The organism is Chryseobacterium oleae (assembly GCF_900115055.1).
GTDB classification, from domain to species: Bacteria; Bacteroidota; Bacteroidia; order Flavobacteriales; family Weeksellaceae; genus Chryseobacterium; species Chryseobacterium oleae.
Genome location: NZ_FOVD01000002.1, coordinates 465,255 through 485,166, shown reverse-complemented (window position 1 = coordinate 485,166; position 19,912 = coordinate 465,255). Strand labels below are relative to the sequence as shown.

Sequence of the window (19,912 nt, the reverse complement as noted above, 5' to 3'; positions counted from 1 at the left end):
ATTAATTTTAAATATTTTCTGAGGACGGACCGTTGATGTAAGCAAAAGTCTGCTTATTTTTAACCGTTTTTAAAACCAGATCCCATGCGCCATCAATCTTATATTTTCGTTTTAGGATGTATGATTCTTATGTTTAGTACATTCTCATCTTCTCTAAAAGCTCAGGCTAAGTCTAATGTAAGCGATATCAATCAAGAACGGAAGAAGGAAATAGACCGCATTATAAAAGCATATGCAGCTATCAATAAGTTCAACGGAACAGCTTTGGTTCATTATCAGAATAAAACCATTTTCGAAAGGTCTTACGGCTGGCAAAATGCAGAAAAAAAGATACCCAATCAGGATAAAAGTGTCTACCAGATCGCTTCTTTGACCAAATCTTTCACTGCTTTAACGATTGTAAAGCTCAGCGAAGAAGGGAAACTTTCATTCAAAGACCCCATTTCAAAGTTCATTCCTGATTATCCGAGAGGCAAAGACATAACCATTGAGCATCTCCTTACTCATTCCTCAGGAATTTACGAAGCGCTGCGAAATAAAGAGTACTTCCGCCTGCTTCACACCGGAGAGACTATTACCAAAAGCAAGGAACTTTCTTTTTTCAAAGATGAGCCGCTGGATTTTGAACCCGGCATGCAGTTCTCATATACTAATTCCGGATATATTTTACTGGGCGTAATCATTGAAAAAGTAACGGGACTTTCTTATGAAGATGCAGTAAGAAAAATCATCTTAAATCCTCTGAAGATGACGCATACCGGTTTTGATTACCTTGCTTTGAAAAGCCCTTACAAAACGGTCCCCTATTCCTATATTTCAAAAACGAAGCAGGAAAAAATAGAAATATGGAATCCTACATTAACCGGCCCTGCAGGACAGATTTACAGTACTGCTGAAGATCTTTACAAGTATTATAAAGGCTTACGGGACTATACCATTGTTTCCAAAGAATCATTTAAAAAAGCGACCACACCTTATCTGAGTGGCTACGCCTATGGTTGGTTCGTTGATGATCTTTATGGGAAAAAACTGATCAATCACGGTGGAAATATAGAAGGTTCCACAAGCTATTTTGCGATGCTTCCCGATGAGGATCTCTGCATTATACTGCTCAACAATATCACAAGTAAAAAATTGGAAAAGGCGGGAAATACTATTTTAGCGTCAATTTTAGGACAGCCTTACACGCTTCCACAACCTAAGAAAGAAGTCACTTTAAGTACTGATTTACTCAAAAAATATCCGGGGAATTATGCCCTTTCAGATGATCACATTGTTCATATTCTGAACGAAAACGGGCAGCTTTTTATTCAAAACGATAATGATCCCAAGGTAAGAATGCTGGCTGAAAAAGAGGATGTATTTTTCCTGCAGGATGATGATACCGAAATATCTTTCACTTTCAAAAAGGGTGAAAAAGATGTGGTTATGATCAAAAAAGGGCTTTCTTCTAAAACGGCGGAAAAGCTTTAAACAAAAATGGTGAATAGTCAGTTTTGCTTCGCAAGTGAATGGTGAATTTTAGTTTATGAGAACCAAGAAACGTAAGTTCGACGAAGTCAATCAAGATACAAGAACCAAGATTTCAGATCTCAGACAGCAGATTGTTAACTCAATAACTATGAACCAGCAACTGAGAACATTCTCCAAACCCAATTTACACTAAGACACTCAAACTCTCATATAATCAAACTCTCTTACACTCAAACCCGCACCCCGAAATCCGTAATTTTTTCGTAAATTTAAGTAATGAAAAAGCTCATTCTCAGATACCATTTTTTCATCATAGGATGCCTCAGCTTCCTGCTGCAGTCATGCAATACAAGATTCAGGGTTTGGGTAGGCACTGGTGGCCAGCAGAAAATTTACAACCTAAAATACGGCGATCATAAAAGGCAAAAGATGGACGTATTCCTTCCTTTGGATTATGCTGAAGATGCTCCTGTAGTCCTTATCGTTCATGGCGGAGCATGGACTCTTGGAAAGAAAGAGCATATGATCAAGATTCAGAAAATGCTTTTTGAACATAAGATTCCAAGCATTAATATGAATTACAGGCTTGTTTCAAAGCAGAAGAACATCACCTATAAGCAACAGCTGGAAGACATTGGATATGCTATTGAAAAGTTTAATTCACTGGCCGAAAAAGCAGAACTTCAACCCAACAATTATATCCTTCTCGGGGAAAGCGCCGGCGGGCATCTTGCCCTACTCTACGGTTACAAGCATCCGGAGCAGATCAAAAAAATTATCTCTTTAAGCGGACCAACAGATTTTTACAGCCCCGAGTATCTTAATTCATTCTATTCAAAATATACTTCTCCTACTTTTCAGAAGGTGGTAGGAGAGAAATTTGACCGAAAAAATATATCTGAGGCCTTTAAGGAAGCCAGTCCGATAGCCAATATCTCCAATGTTCCTACGCTGCTGTTTCAGGGAAACAATGATTTCCTGGTTAACCAACACCAGGGATTGTCTATGGATTCTGCCCTCACGAAAAAGAATATTCCCCACAAACTGATCTTTATGAAAAGAACAGGCCACGTTCCAAGGTTTTTTAGCAGGATAAAAAGGGACAGCATTATTTACCCCAACATTCTGGAATGGATAAAAAAATAACCCGCCGTAAAGCAGGTTATTGATATGATTGTATGATTTTTCTTAATCTAAATCTTTGTTTTCGTATTTCGAATGGTCTTCTTTTTTACCGAATACAAATTTGATGATCACCGGAAGCGTTGTTACCAGCACGATGATAATAATGATCAGCTCCAGTTTTTCTTTTAAATTGATTCCAAACTGTTCCTGGAATAACTTATCTAAGTAATGTCCAGCAAAGATCAATACAAATGACCATAGAACAGCTCCGATAACATTATCTCTCAAGAATTCTCTCTTATCCATTTTTACAATCCCTGCAACAATGGGCGTAAAGGTTCTCACCACCGGTAAAAATCTCGCCATAATGATAGCCAGTGCACCGTGTTTTTCAAAAAAGTCATGAGCCTGATAAAGATATTTCTTTTTAAACAGCATGGTATCTTGCTTTTTGTATAAAGCAGGACCTGTTTTCACTCCAAAATAGTAGCCAACCTCGTTTCCAATAATGGCAGCAAGCGCTACACACGAAGCAAGAATAGTAGTATCTAATAAATCGCTCCCTGTAGAGCCAAAAGTCTCTTTGATGATATCAACGGCATAAATTCCTGACACGAACAGTAGTGAATCTCCAGGCAGGAAAAATCCTACAAAAAGTCCTGTTTCAGCAAAAACAATAAATAAAATAAGCCAAAACCCACCCATTTTAATGTAAAACTCGGGGTTCAGTAAATCTCTCCAGCTATTGAAATCTTCCATATATAACGATTGACAACAAAAGTAAGCGTAAAAAGTCTTAAACAAAAATTAATTATAAGATTTTAACTAAAATAGAGACATGATATTTTACAAGTCCATATCATCGTCTGAAACAGCGGTCCCATCGGCCATTAGGAAGGCTTTCAGGAATGGTGTGATATTTCCGTTCATTACAGAATCCACATCTGAAGTTTCATGCGCAGAACGAACGTCTTTTACTAATTTATATGGATGCATCACGTAGTTTCTGATCTGACTTCCCCACTCTATTTTCATCTTATTGGCCTCGATCTCTGTTCTGGCTTTCATACGCGCTTCAAGCTCCATTTCATAAAGTCTGGAACGAAGGAGCTGCATGGCTTTTTCCTTGTTCTGAAGCTGGGAACGGGATTCGGAGTTTTCAATGATAATTCCTGTTGGTGCGTGACGAAGACGTACGGCTGTTTCTACCTTGTTCACATTCTGACCTCCTGCTCCGGAAGATCTCATGGTTTCAAATGAAATATCTGCAGGATTGATGTTGATCTCAATCGTATCATCCACCAAAGGATAAACGTATACGGAAACGAAACTTGTGTGACGTTTTGCATTACTGTCAAAAGGTGAGATTCTTACCAGTCTGTGTACACCGTTCTCGCCTTTCAGATATCCGAAGGCATATTCACCATCAATTTCAAGAGTAACTGTTTTTACACCGGCTACATCTCCTTCCTGATAGTTGAGCTCACGGATCTTATAGCCCTGCTTTTCCGCCCACATCGTATACATTCTCATCAACATTGCAGCCCAGTCACAACTTTCTGTACCACCTGCTCCCGCTGTGATCTGAAGGACAGCAGAAAGCTCATCCCCTTCATTGGAAAGCATATTTTTGAATTCAAGGTCTTCTATTTTTTCTACAAGCTTGGGAAATGTTTCATCCAGCTCTTTTTCAGAATCGGGATCTTCTTTGGCAAATTCTGCCAGCACCTGCAGGTCTTCAAACTGGGTACTGATCTCCTCATAATCTTCCACCCATCTTTTTTTGGAACGAAGCTGCTTCAGAAAAACTTCTGCTTCCTTTGGAGCATCCCAAAATTCAGGAGCGGCGGTTTTTTCATCATCATTCGATATTTCTATCTTCTTTTTGTCGATCTGAAGGTATTTATGTAAGTCTGTAATTCTAGACTGAACTTCTTTTATCTGGTCGTTGTTGATCACGAAATTTTAATTTTACACAAAAATACGGAATTTTTCGGGTTTGTGAGTTTGAGTTTGAGTTTGAGTGTGGAGGGTTTTAGAGTGGGAGCGTTTGAGGGTGTTAGTATTTTGGGGTGTGGGATTCGGGTTTGAGAGTTTGAGAGTTGTAGGGTTTGAGAATATAGAGTTCAAATTATCATTTTAATCTAAGTTATAGTCTGAAATCTGTTCTCTAAATCTTTATCAGATTTTACCAATGAAATTATATCCAGTAAGAAAACACTTAACTAGAAAAGTTCATCTCTTTTCAATAAAAAAAGAATAATCATGCAGGCAATATGAATTCCTATAATAACGGGAAATGCTTTTTTTACTGTAAATCTATCCAGCAGGAAGCCGTAGATAGGAAGTTGCAACAAGCCTATAATTATAAAAATAAAAGAAATTACTTCATTAAAGAGTGTTCCAAGCAGACTAAAGGGAAAGAGCAGTAAAAGCAAAAAATAATTTCCATGCCCTCCACCCGCAAAAAATACGCCCAATACAGCTAACGGAATTGTCGATACGGATAAAAAAATTGTGTATTTATACATTTTTAACACCTCATCAATTCAATTTATTTATGAAACTTTAAATGAAACAGTCTTATAAATCTCAGTTTAAACCTTCGCTTAACCTCAAACTAAAACCTAAAATCTGATGTCTGATGTCTGATGTCTGATGTCTAAAATCTACACCATCCCAGCCACCATCTCTCCTATTTTCGGAGCCAATGCCACTCCCATTCCCGAGAGTCTTACTGCGCAGAATTGTCGATTGGTAAGTTGCTTTACGATCGGCGATTTTTCGGAACCCATAGCCATAATGCCTGACCAGCGGAGAGAGATCTTAACGTCTTGATTCGGCAGAATAACTTCTTTTAAAAATTGTTCCAAATGGTTCTGTAAAAATTCTGTGGTTTCAAAACTGGTGGTTTCTTCTGTTTTAAAATCCTGATTCCGGCCACCGCCTAGCAGAATCCTATTTCCGAGATTTCTGAAATAGTAGAATCCTTCATCATAGTGGAACGTTCCTCTGAGTTTTAAATCTTCAATGGGTTCCGTTAAAATGATCTGTCCACGTGCAGGAATGATTTCCTCTTTTTCAAGAAATTTTGAACTGAAAGCATTCGTACAGTAAATTATCTTATCAGCCTTTACAGAAAGCGTTTCTGACAAGTGAAGATTGATTTCTTCAGCATTTTCATCAATATTTTTCACTTCTGTTCCGAAAAGAAATTCAACTTTCAGCTCATAACATTTCTCCAGAAGTTGTTGCAAAAGTTTTCCGGAATGTAGACTTCCTTCACATGGGTTTTCTACCAAAAATTCAGATTTTCCGAGACCGAATTCTTTGAGCTTCTCCTGATTCAGAGCGTAGGTTTTATCGAGACCGGTTATTGCTTTCAGTTTTTCATTAACGACATCAAGCTGCTGTAAAGGTTCATCATTATTCAAAATTTCATAACCTCCGTCCAGTTCAAAATCGATTTCACTGCTTTTAAAATAGCTTCTGATCTTCTGAAGACCTTCAAACCTCATCTTAACAAGCTCCAGTGTCTTCTCCCAGCCCATCTTCTGAGAATCGGCAATGACTTCCGTAAGGCTTCCAAAACAGGCAAATCCGGCATTGCGGGTTGAAGCTCCCAGTGGAACTGTATTTCGTTCAATAATTAAAACCGATTTTTCAGGATATTTTTCCTTAATGGACACAGCCGTCCACAGCCCGGAAAATCCTGACCCGATAATAACGATATCTCTTTTTCTGTAAAAGGTTTCAAGTTCCCAAACGCTGTTCATGAGTAATGAGTAATAAGTGATGAGTAATTTTTAATTCTAGGCTGAGATTAAGATATGTCAATGGTCAGTTTTGCTTCGCAAGTGAATGGTGAATTTTAGAATCAAGATACAAGAACCAAGATGTCAGACGTCAGACGTCAGATTTTAGATAGCAGATTGTTAACTCAGCAACTATGAACCAGCAACCGACAACATACTCCGAACCCAATTTACACTAAGACTCTCCCACTCTAAAACCCTCCTACACTCAAACTCCCAAACCAGGACGCATCACCCCTGTGCTCCGCCACTCTCCTCTTCCCCATTATGATGAAATCCAATCTCTCTTCTTGGTTCTTCCACCACTTTATAGGTTTCCAGTTCTTTTTTCAGGGCTTGTATTCTGAATCGGAATTCGTCGAAATTATTGATAATGGCATCTCCAAGGAATCTGGCCACCTGATCCAGATATTCTTCGGTAAGCTTTCCGCCGGCATCTCTTAAAGCTGCATTCAGAAGGACCTGATCGATCTTCAGGTTTTCGTTTTTGGTTCTCTGGTATTGGTTTTTAAGACGTTTTTTAAGACTCTGCGTAAAATCAACCAACATGGTATTGCTGAATGCTTTCATTTTAGCCGAAATCTCATGCCAGAACGGAACTTTATCCGCTTTGTTCTTTTTAAGAATTTTATAGAGAAGTGAATCTTCTTCAAGTCCTCTAGTCATCGCATATAAAATGATTTCTGAACGTTCTGCCGCATTGGGTGGAAATATCGGAATCATCACATCAAACCTTCCCGGAGCGAGAATTTCTTCATCGATTTCCGAAACGGAATTGGCAGAACCAACCATCAGCAGTTCTTCTTTTTCAAATTTTCCGATATAATGCAGAATGAGTTCCTGGGTTTCAAGATTACAGGAAGCCAGATCTGTTTCTGCTTTTCGTTCCATCATAATTTCGTCGAAATCATCGAGGAAAAGCAGCACTTTTTCTTCTTTCATCATCGTAACCAGAAAATCAGTAAAGTTCGTTTGATTACCATCAATAAAAGAGGTTCCCAGATAATGTTTTTTAACTTCCTTAAATTGATAGCCTATAATTTCAGCAATTTTAGTCGCCCAGAAAATTTTTCCACTTCCCGGAGGTCCGTAAAGGATAATTCCTGCCGGTTTGTGGATTCCCCAGTCTTTGATCTGCTGAGGATTCAGGAATGGTTCCAAAACCGCCGATATATAAAAGAATAAATCTCTGTACCCGATAAAATCCCGGTGCATCAGGCTGGTTTTTTGCCCAAAATAATCATAGACAAACTGATAGTTGCCACCGAGTTTATTATCAATGCCGTAACTTGAGATAGACGAACGGAAAAAACCGTTGTCAAAAATATTAGGATTGGTTTCCTTGATGGCTTCTTCTACTTTTTCCTTCGGCTGGTTGATCACTTCAGCGATCTGTTCCAGTGTTTTATTTTTGTCCAGATCTTTTTCATAAAGCTTTAAAAAATCCAGATTTTCACGGGCAAACTTCTCAAAATCTTCCTTCACTTCAAAGTTGGTACTGATGCAGACGCCCAGCTCCAGATCAAAATCCTGGATAAACTGTTTGATGGCTTCTGCCGAAACGTTAAGCTCCTTCGCTAATTCAATTAACTTCATAAACAAACGATTAATTCTATCAAATTTAATATTTTAATTTTGAACATCTATTGAAAATGTAGTAAAATTGATAGTCCGCGTTGTGGGTTTGAGCGTTTGAGGGTGAGAGAGTTTGAGTGTTTGAGTGTTTGAGCGTCTTAGTGTAAATTGGGTTTGGAGAATGTTGTCAGTTGCTGGTTGCTAGTTCATAGTTATTGAGTTAACAATCTGCTATCTAAAATCTAATATCTTGGTTCTTGTATCTTGATTGACTTCGTCGAACTGACGTTTCTTGGCTCTCACAACCTAAAATTCACCATTCACATGCGAAGCAAAACTGACCATTGAGATGTCTTAATCTTTGACTTTTTTCACCATTTCATTCACTGTTTCTTCTACTACCTTGGGTTGATCCTGATTGATGTAATGGCCACTTGTAGGGACTACAATCTGTTTGCTGTCGGTAGATAAATTCAGTAAATCTTTCTGCATTTTATCCCATGCGCCAAGCATTTCGTTTTTTAATTTCGGTTCTTTAATAAAAGTATCATATCGGGTTTTATCTCCTGCCGTGATCACGTACAAAGGAATAGATCCAAAGGAACTGATAACCGCCGCTTCTTTTTTAATGGATTTCATATGATCCTGCTCTTCCAGGGTAGCATCGGCACTTTTGTAAAGCAATGCAGGCATCAATGAATTTTGGTATTTATACTGTTCTCCTAACGGAAACATATTTTTAAACATCAGTCTCGCTGCTCCAAAAGTATTCGCGAACTTCAAAAATCCTCCGGGAAGGCCCTGATTCACCATTTTATGCATTTCCAGGGAAAGAAATTTTTCATCAGCAGGATACTGACTGTCTACCAATATCACGCCTGCCACATCCTGAGGGTATTTTTTAACGAAAAATCTCGTCAGCATTCCACCAAAAGAATGTCCGACCAGGATATAGGGTTTCGGCGCACCGGCTTTTTCAAGTAATGTATGAAGTTCTTCTGCTATTTTCTCACCAGTTTTAGGATTGGTTCCGCGCTCGCTCCACAAAATTCCGGATCTGTCGTAGGAAAAAGTAGTGTAGGTTTTGGGAAGATCTTTCTGGATATGGTACCATTGCAAATGACCTGCAGGATCAAAAGCGGTTTCAAAAACGACCGTCGGACCGCCCGTTCCTTCTTTAAGGTAATGCATTTTATGATTTTCAACTTCTGCAAACTCACCGTCCGGTTTAATTTTTTCAGCCCTTGCCCGGGAAATTTTTTCAAAGGCAAATCCTGTAATCAGCAGAACAATAATGATTAAAAACAGCGCCATAAGAATACGCTTCGTCCATTTCATAATTTTCATAGTTATATTTTTTTGATGTGATGATTCTACAATAGGTATGTGTTCCATAAAAATAGTTACATCCATAAAACAATGATCCTGTGAATCTTGTTACATCGAATCTTATGGCAGCAAATAAAATATCTGTTAAAAAAAATTCAGATCCTGTAACATTCTGTTAATTACATAGACTACTACTATGTAAAACAAATTACATGGAAAAAATTTTGTCAGTAAAGAATTTGACTAAAAAATTCAAGAGAACGGTTGTCAATAATATCTCTTTTGATGTAGAAAAAGGCAACGTTTACGGCCTGCTTGGTCCCAATGGAAGCGGAAAATCTACCACATTCGGAATGCTTCTTTCTACCATCAATCCTACCAGCGGTGACTGGTACTGGTTTGGAAAGAAAGGAACAGAACCGGATACATTGAAAAGAATAGGCGCCATCATTGAACAGCCCAATTTTTATCCCTATCTGGATGCTGAAACAAATCTTAAGATTGTAGCTGAGATTAAAGAAACTCCTTACAGCAGAATTGCAGAAGTTCTGAAAACGGTAGGTCTTTTTGAAAGGAAAAATGATGCTTTCAAAACGTATTCTCTGGGAATGAAACAGCGTCTGGCGATTGCATCTGCCATGCTGAACAATCCCGAAGTAATGATTCTTGACGAGCCTACGAACGGTCTGGATCCGGAGGGAATTATTCAGATTCGTGAGATCATAAGCAATATCGCTAAACAAGGCATTACCATTATCATTGCCAGCCACCTTCTGGACGAGATTGAAAAAATATGCAGCCATGTGATTGTATTGAAAGAAGGAAATTCAATTTATTGTGGACGAGTGGATGAAATGACGGCGAATAACGGATACTTTGAATTAAAGGCAGATAATAACACTTTGCTTTTAAACGCTCTGGAAGAACTCCAGTGGTTCAGTGCTGTGAAAGCTGACGGTGAGATCATCAAAGCTCAGATCCGGGAGGATGCTTCCATATCTGCTTCGGCTTTAAATCAAAAGCTTGCTGAAAAGGGAATTTTTCTGTCTCATTTAACGAAGAAAAAACTGTCTCTAGAATCTCAATTCCTTGAACTTGTAAAAAACACGAATACCCATGCTTAAATTATTAAAACTAGAATATTATAAAAATCTGAACTACAGACCGTTCAAGGTTTTTTCTATCATGTATTTTGCCATTCTGATCGCTCTTCTTTTCATTGGACTGGTGGATCTGAATATTTTCGGAGGAACTATCAACTTAAAGGAACAGGGAATTTATAATTTTCCTGAGATCTGGAACTTTACAACATGGATTGTCGCTTTGCTTAAGATTTTCCTTGGACTGATCATTGTATTCTCCATTTCGCAGGAATTCACCAACAGGATGTTTAAACAAAACACGATTGATGGTCTGAGCAGAAAAGAATTTATAGGCTCCAAACTTCTAACGATCACGATTTTCACAACGGTTTCCACGCTGATTGTGTTTATTATCACCATGTTTTTGGGACATCAGTATTCTAAGGTAACTGATTCTTCAAAGATCTATGCGGAGGTGTACTACATCGGAAATTATTTTATCAAGCTCTTTACATTCTTCTCTTTCCTTATGTTCCTTTCCGTATTGCTGAGAAAATCGATGTTTGTATTCTTAGGTTTCTTTGCCTATTGGATTGCGGAAAAGGTTTTAACAGGTATCGAAGCTTACCAGAGATTAACAGGAATGCAGGGAGAACAGAGAAAAGCAGTGCTTGAGAATGACTTTTTTATCACCAGTCTTTTACCACTGGAAAGTATGTCAAACCTGATCCCTAATCCATTAATGCGACTGGATATGGTGAAAATTATGGGAGTGAAGTACAGCGCTCATTATCCTACAGAAAGTATGGTTGCCTGCGTTATCTGGTCTGTGATCTTTATTTTCGGTTCTTACTGGATTCTAAGAAAAAGGGATTGGTAAACGCTTAATATTTAATGATTTAAAAATTAAATAATTTAAAGATTGAATGATTTTAATTGATTTATAAATGAAGTGGTCCTTTGGATCACTTTTTTTTGTTTTGGAGAGAGTGTTAAAAATAGGATTGGATCATTGAATATTCTATTTTTTATTAATTTTATCAAAATGACAGGGATGAAAAAAATATATTATTTCCCGGGATTGATCAGTGCTGTTGTGATTCCGCTGCTGTTTTGGTATTATGGAAATCAAAAATTTGAGGAAATCAATATTTCTCTTATGGATATTGGACTGCCTGCAAAACTATCAAAAGATAAAAGCAACCTTACTTCCACTTTTGAACCTTTGAGAAACTGGGATTATAAAAAAATAAAAATCGAACCCGGTAAAGGAAAAGAAAATTCAAATATTTATATTTCAGAAGTAAAAAATCTTCAAAAAAGGAATAAAAAAAATACAGGGATTGAATTTATTTTGGATAAAAATAACACCTATGGAGATTTTGCATCTTTATTAAATGATATGGCAATCGCTCAGCAAGAGACCTATGCATATGATTTGGAAAAAACAGGACATTTCTTTGCCACTGTTAATTACATCGATCCAAATATCGAAGAATTTAAATATGAATGTTTTCTTTGTCATGATGTTATTTATGTAAATGAAGTTTATAAACTCAATTTATTTGATAAAATTCAGCAGTTTTTAATCAGCCTTCCTAAAGAGGCTTTTTACATCATGTTCGGGTTTTTATTCCTGGTAAATATCTCGATGCTTAGTATTAAAGAGAGATTTCAAATGCAACCAATTTTCAGACTTTCTTCAATTTAAACTCTTGAGTTTATTCCAGTAATTTTATAACAATGAAACCTTATAGATTTGGTCCGTAAATAATGTACAGAAATCTGCGTCATCCGTGAAATCTGCTGAGATTTTCAACATCCATTCATTATGTTTATTTTTTATTGGAAAATCGCAAGGACGCAAAGCTTTATCGAAAATGAGAATATTTTAAGACGCTAGAAAATCAAAGATTTCCAGCAAGGTTTTAAATGTCTGCTTTTGTTTCCTATCCATAAAAAAAGACCGCCTTTCAGCGGTCTCTCTTCATATTACTTTTTATCCAACAGAGATATATAATCTCCGTAGCCATTTTTCTCCATTTCAGCTTTTGGAATAAACTTCAGTGAAGCACTGTTGATACAGTATCTAAGACCTCCTTTATCCGTAGGACCATCTGTAAAAACGTGCCCCAGGTGAGCATCTCCCGTTTTACTTCTTACTTCCACTCTTACCATTCCGGCGGTTTTGTCCATTTTCTCATCGATCAGTTTTTTGGTGATCGGTTTTGAAAAACTTGGCCATCCGCAACCGGATTCAAATTTATCTGTTGAAATAAACAAAGGTTCACCAGTGGTGATATCTACATAGATTCCTTCACGGGTTTCGTTCCAGTATTCATTTTGGAAAGGTCTTTCTGTTGCGTTTTCCTGCGTTACGTTATATTGTTCTGCAGTCAGTTTTTCTTTTAAAACTTTTTTATCCTGTTTCTGATATTTTGCTTTGGGAAGCGGGTTGGCATTTTTAGCCATTTCAAAAAGTCCCGGCTCGATATGACAGTAACCTCCCGGATTTTTATCCAGATAATCCTGATGATAATCTTCCGCTTTGTAGAAGTTTTTCAAGGCTACTGTTTCCACAACTACAGGCTGAGAATAGTTTTTAGCCAGTTTCAGAACTTCATTTTTCACTAAAGTTTCATCCGCTTTATTGGTGAAATAAATACCGGTTCTGTACTGATTTCCTCTGTCATTTCCCTGTTTGTCCAGAGTTGTAGGATCGATTGTTTTAAAATAAAGATCGATCAGCAGTTTAAGATCAACCTGTTCAGGATCATATTTTACTTTTACCGTTTCCGCAAAACCTGTGGTATGGCTCACCACCTCTTCATATGTTGGATTCTGGGTATTCCCGTTGGCATAGCCTACTTCAGTTCCCACCACTCCTCGGATCTGCTGAAAAAAGTGTTCTGTACCCCAAAAACATCCGCCTGCAAAATAGATTTCTCTGACATTTTTATTATCCATAATTTCCTGATTTTCTTTTTCTTTTCCGTTTGTTAATTTTTTGGACTTAGCATTTTTAAAAAGCCCTGATCCAGCAGCAAAAACTGCGATACCCAGAATAATTCCGAGTACGATAAATATATTTTTCATTTTTTTCTTTTTATCCATTACTTTTTATTGTTTTGTACGATCATTAGCCCGAATCCCAGGAACATCAAATCTTTCAGGATGAAAAAATCTGTGACAGGAACACCATCCACTATTTTCCAGATTCCGGGTGTTGTGAAAAGATAGCTCAGCGTTACCAGAAATGTCATGATCAGCCCGATTCCGGCATACCTTCTTAGAGATGCAAATTTCACACTAAATATCAGTAATAATGCAATGATAATTTCTATCGCTCCGATAGCATTTGACACCATTTGGACGCTTGCTGTTTTATATACGAAGAAAGTAAGAAAATGGTTTTCCACCAGTGGTTTAATGGCAGCTGCCTCGGTAGGTGTAAATTTGAATATGCCAATCCAGAGCAAAATCAATGCAGCCCCGAAAAGTGAAATATAATATCCCGATTGGTACGTTCCGGATTCGACGTTCAGTTTTGATGTTCCGTTCATGTCTTTAAGATTTTGAATGATACTTTATTTGTTTTCAAAAGTATAGTCGGAGACATTTCAAAATCCTGACAGTATTTTTTCTAAAGATCTAAGTTTTTTAAAACTTTACTTTTAAAACCCTGAATATCAGAATCATTAATTTCAGTATTTTCTTTCTGAGAAAGTTTTCTTCTTAAAATATCATCCAGAATCTTCAGCTTCTGTTCATATGCACGGCACCATTTACAGATCTTCAGGTGCATGGAAAGTTGCCAGTCTTCCTTCCGGGAGATGGCCTGTGCATTCCTTTTCTCCATCAGCATTGTGGCTTTGCTGCATGGGAGGAACAGAATATGAATAAATTTTCTCAACATTTTTATGATACGGTTATAAGTGGGTAAACCAGTTGCTATCAAGACATTCCCTCAACTGCATTCTGCATCTTTGAAGGATCTTCCAAAGATTAGTCGCAGATATCTTCAATTCCTGACTCACTTCCGGTGCTTTTTTCTCCTGAAGATAATACATTTTCAGCGGAATCTTCCATCTGGAGGGCAAATCTTCAATACATTCCTCAAGGGTTTTATTAAAATCTTTATTGTCTAAAAGTTCGGGTTCCTTCTCTGAAACATTCCAGTCATTCAAAACACCGTCATTTTTCCAGGAACCGGTTTCATCAAAAAAATGATCCAGTTTGATCTCGGGATCCGATTTATACTTTTTCCGGTAAAAATCAGCAGCTTTTCTGTTTAAAATAGCTGTAAGCCAGGTCAGCGGCTGGCTTTTTCCTTCAAAAGAATCATAGGACGAAATTGCGGCTAAAAAAACATCCTGCACAATGTCTTCCGCTTCCACTTTATCTGAAAGCAGATAGGCTGCTCTTTTCAAAAGAGGCCCGGAATACTGCTCTACCCAGCTTTTCAGCACTTCATTTTTCGTCATTCTTTATTCTTTAATATCATAAAAACTAATTTTATCCATTGCGCAGACTATTATATTAAGGCTTTGAAATTATAAAATCGATCAGGTCTTTATTTAATATTAAAACGAATATAAAAAGTTAAAACAGAACACGCAAAATTTTTATTACTAAGACATTGCGAGAGACTTATAAAAAGAATGAATTCGGTATGTTTTTTAATAACATTCAAAAATGTTGGATAAACGCAAGGGCGCTAAGTTTTCTCACATCCGTTATGCTGATAAGGCGCTAGGATTTTATCTCCGATAAAATTGTAGACTGCTGTCATTGCGAGGAGTGCAACAACGAAGCAATCTCTTCATTTCCCCTTTTCAGAAAATCTTTGATTTTATTGCACCTTAAAAACACCATGACAGTTAAATCCTTTGCGTTTATTCAACAACATTTTGCTTTTCCTAAGGTCACTGATAGCTCTAAAACCAACAAACCTTATAGGTTTTTGAAACCTATAAGGTTTATACAAAATAGTTAAGCTTCTTTTCTTGAGATTGCTTCGTCGCTTCGCTCCTCGCAATGACAAAAATGATCCTTGAAATTATTTGCAGCCGTACTTTTATCAACAACAAATAAACTTTACCCATCCTGCCCCATTCAAAACATAGCATAAAATTATTTACAAATCGCTTAAAAACATTAAATTTGCATCTTATCAAAAATTTGATAGTTTTAAAAGCAAAGCAATACTATGACATCACAAGAGATACGTCAAAAATTTTTAGATTATTTTAAAAGTAAAGACCACCTTATCGTTCCTTCAGCACCTATCGTGTTGAAAGACGACCCTACCCTTATGTTTTCCAACTCAGGAATGACACAGTTCAAAGATTTTTTCTTAGGCTACAAAACGCCTACGGCCCCAAGAATTGCCGATACACAGAAATGTCTTAGAGTTTCCGGAAAGCATAATGATCTGGATGATGTGGGAAGAGATACATACCACCATACCATGTTTGAAATGTTAGGAAACTGGTCTTTTGGTGATTATTTCAAAAAAGATGCTATTGCTTTTGCCTGGGAATTACTGACTGAAGTATTCGGAGTTCCGAAAGAAAATTTATACGTAACTATTTTCGAAGGAGATGCTTCTGAGAATCTTGAAAGAGATCAGGATGCTTACGATTTCTGGAAATCTCACATTTCTGAAGACAGAATTATCAACGGAAACAAAAAGGATAATTTCTGGGAAATGGGTGAAAGCGGGCCTTGCGGACCGTGTTCAGAAATCCACATCGACCTTAGAACACCGGAAGAAAAAGCTAAAGTATCAGGGCTTGATCTTGTCAACAATGATCACCCACAGGTTGTAGAAGTATGGAACCTGGTTTTCATGGAATTCAACAGAAAGGCTGACAAATCTCTTGAAAAACTTCCTGCACAGCACGTGGATACAGGAATGGGCTTCGAGCGTCTTTGTATGGCACTTCAGGGCAAATCTTCCAATTATGATACTGATGTTTTCACACCGCTTATCGCTAAGGTGGAAGAACTTTCAGGTAAAAAATATACAGGAATTTTAGAAGACGAAAAGGATATTGCGATCCGTGTTGTGGTAGATCACATCAGAGCGGTTTCTTTTGCCATTGCTGATGGCCAGCTTCCTTCCAACGGAGGTGCGGGTTATGTGATCAGAAGAATTTTAAGAAGAGCGATTTCTTATTCTTACCGATTCTTAGGAATGAAAGAACCTTTCCTTTTTGAATTGGTTGCTGTACTTAAAGATCAGATGGGACCTTTCTTCCCGGAATTGGAAAAGCAAGGAAAATTAGTTACTGAAGTGATCAAAAGTGAAGAAGATTCATTCCTGAAAACCATTGAAAACGGACTGATCAGAGTTGAGAAATTAATTGAGCAGACGATTGCAGACGGTTCAAAAGTATTACCTAGCGAAGAAGTTTTTGAATTATATGATACGTACGGTTTCCCGGATGATTTAACCAGAATTATTGCAGAGGAAAAAGGTCTTACCATTGATGAAGCAGGATTTAAAGTAGAAATGGAAAAGCAGAAGCTTCGTTCCAAGGCTGATTCTGCACAAAAAGTATACGACTGGGTAACTTTAGAAACAAAACCTGAAAACTTTGTAGGCTACGATCAGATTGAATCTGAAACCTATATTACAAGATACAGAAAAGTAGAAAATAAAGACGGAGAATTTTACCAGGTGGTATTGAGCAGCTCTCCTTTCTATCCTGAAGGCGGTGGCCAGGTAGGAGACAAAGGGGTTCTGGAAAATGCTGTTGAAAGCTTCGAAGTTTTGGAAACGAAAAAAGAAAACGGACTGATCATTTCTCTGATCAACGGTCTTCCGAAAGATGCAGGCGCTGTTTTCTACGCTAAGGTAGATGCAACCGACAGAAAAAACTCTCAGGCGAATCACTCTGTCACTCACCTTTTGCATGAAGCATTAAGAGAGGTTTTAGGAACGCACGTAGAGCAGAAAGGTTCTTATGTAGGTCCTGATTATCTTCGTTTTGACTTCTCTCATTTCAATAAAATGACGGAGGAAGAACTGGCGCTGGTAGAAGAAAAAGTAAACCACAAGATCAAAGAGAGCATTGCTTTACAGGAATTCAGAAGTATTCCTATTCAAGAGGCTTTGGAAAAAGGAGCTATGGCTTTATTTGGTGAAAAATATGGAGACAGTGTGAGAATGATCCAGTTCGGAAGCTCTAAGGAACTTTGCGGGGGAACTCACGTGAAAAATACCATTGAAATCGGTCATTTCAAAATTACTTCCGAAGGTTCTGCAGCAGCAGGAATCAGAAGAATTGAAGCGATTTCCGGAGATCAATCTGAGGAATATTTCAAAAACTTAGAAAACCAGATCCTTGAACTTTCTCAATTGCTGAAATCTAAAGATGTGGTAAGATCTATTGAAAAACTGATTGACGAAAATGCCTCTTTAAAATCTGAAGTGGAAGCCCTTAAAAAGGAAAAAGCGAAAGGAGAAATCGGTGAATGGAAAAATGCTTACGAGCAAAAAGGAAACAAACAGTTATTGGTGAAGAAGACTTCTCTGGACGCAGGTTCTGTAAAAGACATCGTATTCCAGCTGAAAAAAGAAATCCCAGGTTCTGTAACGATTATTCTTTCTGACGCAGACGGGAAACCAATGATCACTGTCGGAGTTTCTGATGATCTGGCAGCAGAATATCAGGCAGGAACCATCGTAAAAGACCTGGCAAAAGAGATCCAGGGCGGCGGCGGCGGAAATCCGGGCTTTGCAACAGCAGGAGGTAAAAATCTTGACGGTTTGGAAAATGCTTACCAAAAAGCTTTGAATATTTAGGATTAATCATCCTTTTATCATAAAACATTAAAAACTCCTGAAAATATCAGGAGTTTTTTTTTATTTATAACCATTCTAATTATTGATCTTATCTTAACAAACCATTACCCAAACTTAAACTATTTGTTGCGTCCCCTTAAAATATAATTCACAATAGACCTTTAGTTTTGCTACAATCGAAATTCAAAAAAGTAATTATGAAAATTAACAAAACTATCGGAGCTCTATTCTTCGCTGCTATGGCCTTTCAGAGCTGTAACGATGACAATGACGGGCAGGAAACCACTCCTGTCAATCAGAATATTAAAATTGAAAACTTTTCACTGGAACCGGCCTTCGTTTATGGAATGACGGGTTTTGAAAATCTGAATATTACGACGTTGATTTCCAGTTCCGATGTTCTTTCCGGAACCCCTAATTTTGTGTTTGCAGGTCAGCCGGACGGTATGGGAATTATGAAAGACCCAAGCTCAGATGGTTATTTAATGATCACGAACCACGAGATTACCCAGTCTGTATCAAGAGTTTATTTAGATAAAACATTCAAACCTGTAAAAGGAGAATACATCCTGAACGGGATCGGAGGTATGACCAGATTATGTTCTGCTACCCTTGCCACTCCTGAAACGCATGGTTTCAGTGCATTCCTTACTGCCGGTGAATCAGGTGAAGAAAGTATGGTTCACGCACTTAATCCGTTGGCTTCTGCTTCTCAGGCATCTGACCAGACAAGGGTAAAACCTGCTTTGGGTAAAGCTTCTATGGAAAATGCAGTTCCGCTTCCTAAAGATATTTCAGGTGGAAAAACGTACATCATGATTGGTGAAGATCAGTCTTATTCTTCCTCGCATCAGTCTGCAGGACAACTGATCATGTATGTTTCAACAACCCCGGGAGATCTTGACAACGGAAAATTATATGCATTAAAGAGAACCAACAACAACTACACGGAAACCGATATGGTGAAAGGAAGTTCTTATGATGTGGAATTCGTAGAGATTTCCAATGCTAAAAATTCAACCGGAGCACAGATCAATCAAAAGAATATTGACAATAACGCGATCCGCTTTTCAAGAGTTGAGGACGTAGATTACAGAAAAGGTGCCGGAAAAGGAAGAGAAATCTACTTTACTGCAACAGGAGAATCTTCGGACGGTGCCACTCCGAAACCGGGATTAACTATGTGGGGAAGAGTGTACAAGCTTGTTCTTAACGAAAACAATATGCTGGCAGGAAAACTGGAAGTGGTTGCAGAAGGAGATTCCAATCCGGGACATAACCTGATCAATCCTGATAACCTTTGTGTAACGGAAAACTTCGTTTACATCCAGGAAGATGGTGATTCTTATTACACAGCCGCCGCTCATGATTCTTATATCTGGCAGCTGAATATCGCTACAAAGCAGTACAAACCTTGGCTGAATATGAAACATAACAGACTGGATACAGCATGGCAGACCGCGTATAACCAATCCGGAACGCTTCAGAAATTCGGTTCATGGGAATATGGAGCGATGGTTGATATTTCAGACATCATCGGAATTCCTAATACCTTTACTGTAAACATCCACTCTCATACATGGCAGAAGGATAAGTTTAAAAATGCTGACGGTGCAGGTGTGAATACCAATAAGGAAGGCGGCCAGATCGTAATCATCAGAAACGTAGAGAAATAATTTTAAATATCCCATAAAAAACCA

Annotated in this window: 17 protein-coding genes; 7 read left to right on the top strand and 10 right to left on the bottom strand. The window is 37.8% G+C overall.

Annotated features, from left to right (window positions below; all coding sequences use genetic code 11):
- The first annotated feature begins 84 nt into the window (after nucleotides 1–84).
- Both BM143_RS09340 and BM143_RS09335 read left to right on the top strand, forming a co-directional pair.
- Entirely contained in the window at nucleotides 85–1,473 is a 1,389-nt protein-coding gene (locus BM143_RS09340) for a serine hydrolase domain-containing protein (protein ID WP_090024231.1), read from the top strand.
- Nucleotides 1,474–1,749: 276 nt separating this feature from the next.
- The gene (locus BM143_RS09335; RefSeq protein ID WP_090024230.1) at nucleotides 1,750–2,619 is read left to right on the top strand and encodes an alpha/beta hydrolase; all 870 of its coding nucleotides are present in this window, start codon (nucleotides 1,750–1,752) and stop codon (nucleotides 2,617–2,619) included.
- A 42-nt stretch (nucleotides 2,620–2,661) separates the two neighbouring features.
- Here the strand turns inward: BM143_RS09335 and BM143_RS09330 are convergent, their stop codons facing one another.
- From BM143_RS09330 to BM143_RS09305, 6 genes are all read right to left on the bottom strand, one after another.
- Nucleotides 2,662–3,357 carry a DedA family protein gene (locus BM143_RS09330; protein ID WP_034726522.1) on the bottom strand — a complete coding sequence of 232 codons (696 nt, stop codon included), beginning with the start codon at nucleotides 3,355–3,357 and terminating at the stop codon, nucleotides 2,662–2,664.
- A gap of 87 nt (nucleotides 3,358–3,444) precedes the next feature.
- Nucleotides 3,445–4,557, bottom strand: coding sequence for a peptide chain release factor 2 (gene prfB, locus BM143_RS09325; RefSeq protein ID WP_090024229.1), 1,113 nt, complete (start codon nucleotides 4,555–4,557; stop codon nucleotides 3,445–3,447).
- A gap of 266 nt (nucleotides 4,558–4,823) precedes the next feature.
- Nucleotides 4,824–5,129, bottom strand: a complete 306-nt coding sequence (locus BM143_RS09320; RefSeq protein ID WP_090024228.1) for a hypothetical protein — start codon at nucleotides 5,127–5,129, stop codon at nucleotides 4,824–4,826.
- Between the two features lie 138 nt (nucleotides 5,130–5,267).
- Complete coding sequence (locus tag BM143_RS09315) at nucleotides 5,268–6,374, bottom strand: NAD(P)/FAD-dependent oxidoreductase (protein WP_090024227.1); 1,107 nt, start codon at nucleotides 6,372–6,374, stop codon at nucleotides 5,268–5,270.
- A gap of 270 nt (nucleotides 6,375–6,644) precedes the next feature.
- On the bottom strand, nucleotides 6,645–8,009 hold the full coding sequence (locus tag BM143_RS09310; protein ID WP_090024226.1) for an AAA family ATPase: 1,365 nt from the start codon (nucleotides 8,007–8,009) through the stop codon (nucleotides 6,645–6,647).
- 333 nt (nucleotides 8,010–8,342) lie between these two features.
- Nucleotides 8,343–9,335, bottom strand: a complete 993-nt coding sequence (locus BM143_RS09305; RefSeq protein WP_167375267.1) for an alpha/beta hydrolase — start codon at nucleotides 9,333–9,335, stop codon at nucleotides 8,343–8,345.
- Nucleotides 9,336–9,529: 194 nt separating this feature from the next.
- Between BM143_RS09305 and BM143_RS09300 the strand changes: the two genes are divergently transcribed.
- From BM143_RS09300 to BM143_RS09290, 3 genes are all read left to right on the top strand, one after another.
- Complete coding sequence (locus BM143_RS09300; RefSeq protein WP_090024224.1) at nucleotides 9,530–10,441, top strand: ABC transporter ATP-binding protein; 912 nt, start codon at nucleotides 9,530–9,532, stop codon at nucleotides 10,439–10,441.
- Nucleotides 10,434–11,279, top strand: a complete 846-nt coding sequence (locus tag BM143_RS09295; protein WP_090024223.1) for an ABC transporter permease — start codon at nucleotides 10,434–10,436, stop codon at nucleotides 11,277–11,279. The genes BM143_RS09300 and BM143_RS09295 overlap by 8 nt, the downstream gene beginning before the upstream one ends.
- 174 nt (nucleotides 11,280–11,453) lie before the next feature.
- Nucleotides 11,454–12,110 (top strand): hypothetical protein, encoded by a 657-nt coding sequence (locus BM143_RS09290; protein WP_090024460.1) that lies wholly within the window; start codon nucleotides 11,454–11,456, stop codon nucleotides 12,108–12,110.
- 281 nt (nucleotides 12,111–12,391) lie between these two features.
- Here the strand turns inward: BM143_RS09290 and msrB are convergent, their stop codons facing one another.
- From msrB to BM143_RS09270, 4 genes are all read right to left on the bottom strand, one after another.
- Nucleotides 12,392–13,495 carry a peptide-methionine (R)-S-oxide reductase MsrB gene (gene msrB / locus BM143_RS09285; RefSeq protein WP_090024459.1) on the bottom strand — a complete coding sequence of 368 codons (1,104 nt, stop codon included), beginning with the start codon at nucleotides 13,493–13,495 and terminating at the stop codon, nucleotides 12,392–12,394.
- A gap of 17 nt (nucleotides 13,496–13,512) precedes the next feature.
- A complete protein-coding gene (locus tag BM143_RS09280; protein WP_090024222.1) occupies nucleotides 13,513–13,962 on the bottom strand; it encodes a DUF417 family protein in 450 nt (149 codons plus the stop codon).
- Nucleotides 13,963–14,042: 80 nt separating this feature from the next.
- On the bottom strand, nucleotides 14,043–14,315 hold the full coding sequence (locus tag BM143_RS09275; RefSeq protein ID WP_090024221.1) for a hypothetical protein: 273 nt from the start codon (nucleotides 14,313–14,315) through the stop codon (nucleotides 14,043–14,045).
- Nucleotides 14,316–14,328: 13 nt separating this feature from the next.
- Entirely contained in the window at nucleotides 14,329–14,883 is a 555-nt protein-coding gene (locus BM143_RS09270) for a sigma-70 family RNA polymerase sigma factor (protein ID WP_034726546.1), read from the bottom strand.
- A gap of 725 nt (nucleotides 14,884–15,608) precedes the next feature.
- Here BM143_RS09270 and alaS point away from each other — a divergent pair.
- Nucleotides 15,609–18,212, top strand: a complete 2,604-nt coding sequence (alaS, locus tag BM143_RS09265) for an alanine--tRNA ligase (protein ID WP_090024220.1) — start codon at nucleotides 15,609–15,611, stop codon at nucleotides 18,210–18,212.
- A gap of 197 nt (nucleotides 18,213–18,409) precedes the next feature.
- On the top strand, nucleotides 18,410–19,888 hold the full coding sequence (locus BM143_RS09260) for a hypothetical protein (RefSeq protein ID WP_090024219.1): 1,479 nt from the start codon (nucleotides 18,410–18,412) through the stop codon (nucleotides 19,886–19,888).
- The last annotated feature ends 24 nt before the right edge of the window (nucleotides 19,889–19,912 follow it).

Excerpts from the sequence above, each read along its gene's own strand:
- BM143_RS09335 (WP_090024230.1), top strand. The coding sequence starts at position 1,750 with ATGAAAAAGCTCATTCTCAGATACCATTTTTTCATCATAGGATGCCTC.
- BM143_RS09330 (WP_034726522.1), bottom strand. The coding sequence starts at position 3,357 with ATGGAAGATTTCAATAGCTGGAGAGATTTACTGAACCCCGAGTTTTAC.
- BM143_RS09305 (WP_167375267.1), bottom strand. The coding sequence starts at position 9,335 with ATGAAAATTATGAAATGGACGAAGCGTATTCTTATGGCGCTGTTTTTA.
- BM143_RS09310 (WP_090024226.1), bottom strand. The coding sequence starts at position 8,009 with ATGAAGTTAATTGAATTAGCGAAGGAGCTTAACGTTTCGGCAGAAGCC.
- BM143_RS09260 (WP_090024219.1), top strand. The coding sequence starts at position 18,410 with ATGAAAATTAACAAAACTATCGGAGCTCTATTCTTCGCTGCTATGGCC.
- BM143_RS09280 (WP_090024222.1), bottom strand. The coding sequence starts at position 13,962 with ATGAACGGAACATCAAAACTGAACGTCGAATCCGGAACGTACCAATCG.
- msrB (WP_090024459.1), bottom strand. The coding sequence starts at position 13,495 with ATGAAAAATATATTTATCGTACTCGGAATTATTCTGGGTATCGCAGTT.
- BM143_RS09275 (WP_090024221.1), bottom strand. The coding sequence starts at position 14,315 with ATGTTGAGAAAATTTATTCATATTCTGTTCCTCCCATGCAGCAAAGCC.
- BM143_RS09295 (WP_090024223.1), top strand. The coding sequence starts at position 10,434 with ATGCTTAAATTATTAAAACTAGAATATTATAAAAATCTGAACTACAGA.
- BM143_RS09300 (WP_090024224.1), top strand. The coding sequence starts at position 9,530 with ATGGAAAAAATTTTGTCAGTAAAGAATTTGACTAAAAAATTCAAGAGA.
- BM143_RS09340 (WP_090024231.1), top strand. The coding sequence starts at position 85 with ATGCGCCATCAATCTTATATTTTCGTTTTAGGATGTATGATTCTTATG.
- BM143_RS09320 (WP_090024228.1), bottom strand. The coding sequence starts at position 5,129 with ATGTATAAATACACAATTTTTTTATCCGTATCGACAATTCCGTTAGCT.
- BM143_RS09315 (WP_090024227.1), bottom strand. The coding sequence starts at position 6,374 with ATGAACAGCGTTTGGGAACTTGAAACCTTTTACAGAAAAAGAGATATC.
- BM143_RS09270 (WP_034726546.1), bottom strand. The coding sequence starts at position 14,883 with ATGACGAAAAATGAAGTGCTGAAAAGCTGGGTAGAGCAGTATTCCGGG.
- BM143_RS09290 (WP_090024460.1), top strand. The coding sequence starts at position 11,454 with ATGAAAAAAATATATTATTTCCCGGGATTGATCAGTGCTGTTGTGATT.
- alaS (WP_090024220.1), top strand. The coding sequence starts at position 15,609 with ATGACATCACAAGAGATACGTCAAAAATTTTTAGATTATTTTAAAAGT.